Origin of the sequence: Yersinia sp. 2542 StPb PI, from assembly GCF_048593855.1 — a bacterium.
Classification (GTDB): Bacteria; Pseudomonadota; Gammaproteobacteria; order Enterobacterales; family Enterobacteriaceae; genus Yersinia; species Yersinia enterocolitica_E.
This window is the reverse complement of record NZ_JAZGQA010000287.1, coordinates 1-3642: the sequence shown is the minus strand read 5'-3', so window position 1 is coordinate 3642 and position 3642 is coordinate 1. Positions and strand designations below refer to the sequence as shown.

Genomic DNA, 3642 nt, shown 5'->3' with positions numbered 1-3642 from the left:
CTTATTGAATGCCAGTTTTATACTTATTTTTTAGGATGTAATCTAACGCAACTGATGGTTGTCATAATGCATCCTTGGGCCGCCACCGCCACCGCCACCGCCACCGCCACCGCCACCGCCACCGCCATGCGGTGGGAATATACAGCAAGCTGATAATGTAGTGCTTAATAAGAGTACTATTGTCATTAACGTTATACGTGGCATTTTATTTGTCTCATCTTTTATTATCGGGCTAAGCTGGGATTATAATTCAATACAATAAATGTCACTGTCAGATAAACGTTAAGATATGTTAGGAGTGGTGGTAAATGAAAATGTCTGACTTGTAAGGACTGTATGTATTGCGTAAGTAAGATGAAATGAAAATGAAAAGAGCGGATTGTCTGATAGATGGTTTTTATTTTCGCTGATATAAATTTAATAACTGTTAAATAATATATTCGGATGTATATGAAAAAATATCTGCTATTACTTGGGGTGTTGGCATTAATGCCATCGTTTGCACAGGCAGACGTATCACTTGACATCAATATACCCGGAGTCAGCTTACATCTAGGTGATCAGGACAACCGTGGCTATTACTGGGATGGTTATGATTGGCGTCCGCCACAGTGGTGGCATGAACATCATGGTGGCCATATTGGTGATCGCAATGACCGGGGCTATTATTGGGACGGGGGGCGTTGGCAACATCCACAACCGCAGGATGGCCATAACCCGTTCCGTGGGCAGCAAGGTAGTCAACGCCATAATGAACGCAGCGATTACGGTAATTCGCCACAGCACAATAATGGCAGTGAGAATAATGGGCGCGGCCAGCCAGTGAATAATAGCCGACAGGGTAGTGGTGCTAAGCAAGGTGGGCCAAATAATAACGATAATCATGATGGTCAGCCACTCTACCCATCGCAAAATAAGGGCCATCGTTGACAGTAAGTAACCGATGAATGCAGGCTTTGTCGCTAAAATCATCGACAGAGTTTGCGTTCTCTTGCCATAAAAAAGTCTTATTCTTCATGCAAAACTTCCCCTTATCGCGTTAACCCCCTACTATCTGTAGCCTAGCTATGGGTATCAGCCCCTAATATTTATGAGACATCTTCAGGTTAATCCTGAGGCAGCGACCGAGGATGTAATGCAGACCAGTCAGTTATTTACTGCGCTTCAACAGCGGCAACAACAACGTGATCACCGTTACCTCAAGGGATTGGTGGTGATACTTTTTTTTGCGCTGGTAGTCAGCTTGTGTGCTGGAGATGCGTGGATTTGGCCCACTCAGTGGTTCGGTGAAAGCGGGCAATTATTCGTCTGGCAGTTGCGCTTGCCCCGAGCCTTAGCCGTAATGATGGTTGGTGCAAGTCTTGCTGTTGCGGGTGCTGTAATGCAGGCATTGTTTGAAAATCCATTAGCCGAACCCGGTCTGTTGGGGGTGGCGAATGGTGCAGGTGTTGCATTAGTTATGGCGGTCTTGTTAGGGCACGGGTTATTACCGATCTGGTTTTTAAGTGGCTGTGCTATTGCTGGAGCCTTACTTATGACGGTGCTGCTGTTAGGTTTCGCTCGCCGGCGTTTGTTGACTAACGCTCGTCTGTTACTGGTTGGTGTTGCATTGGGGATCGTTTGCAGCGCGGTGATGACATGGGCTGTTTATTTCAGTACCAGCTTGGATTTACGCCAGTTGATGTATTGGATGATGGGGGGATTCAGCGGCATAGATTGGCGACAGCAGGGATTGGTCGTAGCATTGGTGCCGATCGTGGTATGGCTTTGTTGCCAGGGGCGAGTGCTCAATTTTATGTCATTGGGTGAGCAGCAAGCCAGGCAGTTGGGGATCCCACTCCATTTATGGCGGAACTTATTAGTACTGGCTATAGGATTGCTGGTAGGTATTAGTGTTGCTCTGGCTGGTGTTATCAGCTTTATTGGCCTGGTTATTCCCCATATCTTGCGATTGACCGGTTTAACTGACCAACGCCATCTGCTAAGCGGATGTGCACTAGCTGGCGCTGGAATACTGTTGTTTGCGGATGTTATCGCACGTATCGCTCTATTTTCGGCTGAGCTGCCCATTGGTGTGGTGACCGCAACGTTGGGTTCGCCATTATTTATCTGGTTGCTGACACGAGTGAAAAGTGTAAAGTGATCTGCCTTACACCTATTGATACTCTTGTAAGTTCATCTGTATATCATCACTGAATAAGGATCCTTCCTGATGAGTAATCCAATTTATTCCATTCCTGTTAAAACCATTGAAAGTGAATCTATTCTGCTGGAAAAGTATAAAGGCTCAGTGCTGTTGGTGGTTAATGTAGCTTCTCAGTGTGGTCTGACTAAGCAGTATGAAGGGCTTGAAAACCTCTATAAAACATATCATCAGCAAGGTTTTGAAGTCTTAGGTTTTCCGAGTAATGAATTTGCGGGGCAGGAGCCTGGCAGTGATGAAGAGATCCAAGCTTTCTGCCGTGGCACATTTGGGGTTGAATTTCCGATGTTTAGTAAAATTGAGGTTAATGGCCCGCAACGGCACCCTTTGTACCAGCAATTGATTGCGGCTAAGCCTGTCGCAATAAAACCGGAAGGGAGCGAATTTTATCAACGGTTAGCCAGTAAGGGGCGTGAGCCAAAGCAACCGGGTGATATTCTGTGGAATTTTGAGAAATTCCTGGTTAGTCGTGAGGGCGAAGTCCTTGAGCGTTTTGCTCCCGATATGGCACCAGAAGATTCGATTCTAATCAGTGCAATTACTCAAGCGTTAGCCACCAAATAATTTACCGACAACAGGTTTATTTTGATGCTTTTGCAACTCAGCAATGTCCATGTCGAAACCCGCCTTGCGCCTTTTTCTGCCCAGGTGGCTGCTGGGTTGCAAATTCATTTGATAGGTCCAAATGGTGCCGGGAAAAGTACTCTGTTGGCCGCTCTGGCAGGCATGTTGCCTGCTCGTGGTGATATTTTACTGGCCGGGCAACCACTGCCCATCTATGCAGGGCACGACTTGGCCCGTTCACGAGCATATCTAAGTCAACAGCAATCGGCTCTGACTCTAATGCCGGTTTTCCAATATCTGGCTCTGTATCAGCCAGCCGGTGCCGCTTTGGATGCTGTAGCGGCAACGATTGGTTATCTCTGTAAAAAATTACGATTAACCGATAAATTGCCAAGAATGTTATCGCAACTTTCAGGCGGCGAGTGGCAGCGTGTTCGGCTCGCGGCGGTATTCTTGCAAGTTTGGCCGGATATCAACGCTGACAGCAAGCTGCTATTACTTGATGAACCCTATACCGGGCTTGATGTGGCGCAAAAAGTGGCACTTGATAGTCTGCTTGCTGAGTTTTGTGCGGCTGGGCGCAGTGCTATCATTAGTGCTCATGACCTTAACCATACCTTGCAACAGGCTGATCAGGTTTGGTTAATGTCTAAAGGGGACGTGCTTGCACAGGGTGGGGCTAAACAGGTAATGGAGGCAGATATTTTATCTGATGTGTTCGAAGTGGAGTTTCAAATACATAGTTTTGATGGCCAGAATTGGATTATTACAAAAAGCATATGATGCTTACATTTAGCTACTAAGTTTATTGGTAGTATAAAATTAATAACCTGTATTTATAATTTGCATTAATATTTATTATGACGCCTATTTTT

The 3642-nt window shown here is 45.9% G+C and carries 4 protein-coding genes; all 4 read left to right on the top strand.

The window, feature by feature from the left end; genetic code table 11:
* The first annotated feature begins 450 nt into the window (after positions 1-450).
* The 4 genes from V1952_RS20625 (at position 451) to btuD (ending at position 3550) form a co-directional block, all read left to right on the top strand.
* Positions 451-930 (top strand): DUF2502 domain-containing protein, encoded by a 480-nt coding sequence (locus V1952_RS20625; RefSeq protein WP_420075436.1) that lies wholly within the window; start codon positions 451-453, stop codon positions 928-930.
* A gap of 205 nt (positions 931-1135) precedes the next feature.
* Positions 1136-2143, top strand: a complete 1008-nt coding sequence (gene btuC / locus V1952_RS20620; protein WP_083158699.1) for a vitamin B12 ABC transporter permease BtuC — start codon at positions 1136-1138, stop codon at positions 2141-2143.
* Between the two features lie 69 nt (positions 2144-2212).
* Positions 2213-2767, top strand: a complete 555-nt coding sequence (locus V1952_RS20615; RefSeq protein WP_372559143.1) for a glutathione peroxidase — start codon at positions 2213-2215, stop codon at positions 2765-2767.
* A 24-nt stretch (positions 2768-2791) separates the two neighbouring features.
* The gene (gene btuD, locus V1952_RS20610; RefSeq protein ID WP_420075435.1) at positions 2792-3550 is read left to right on the top strand and encodes a vitamin B12 ABC transporter ATP-binding protein BtuD; all 759 of its coding nucleotides are present in this window, start codon (positions 2792-2794) and stop codon (positions 3548-3550) included.
* The last annotated feature ends 92 nt before the right edge of the window (positions 3551-3642 follow it).

Excerpts from the sequence above, each read along its gene's own strand:
- V1952_RS20625 (WP_420075436.1), top strand. The coding sequence starts at position 451 with ATGAAAAAATATCTGCTATTACTTGGGGTGTTGGCATTAATGCCATCG.
- btuD (WP_420075435.1), top strand. The coding sequence starts at position 2,792 with ATGCTTTTGCAACTCAGCAATGTCCATGTCGAAACCCGCCTTGCGCCT.
- V1952_RS20615 (WP_372559143.1), top strand. The coding sequence starts at position 2,213 with ATGAGTAATCCAATTTATTCCATTCCTGTTAAAACCATTGAAAGTGAA.
- btuC (WP_083158699.1), top strand. The coding sequence starts at position 1,136 with ATGCAGACCAGTCAGTTATTTACTGCGCTTCAACAGCGGCAACAACAA.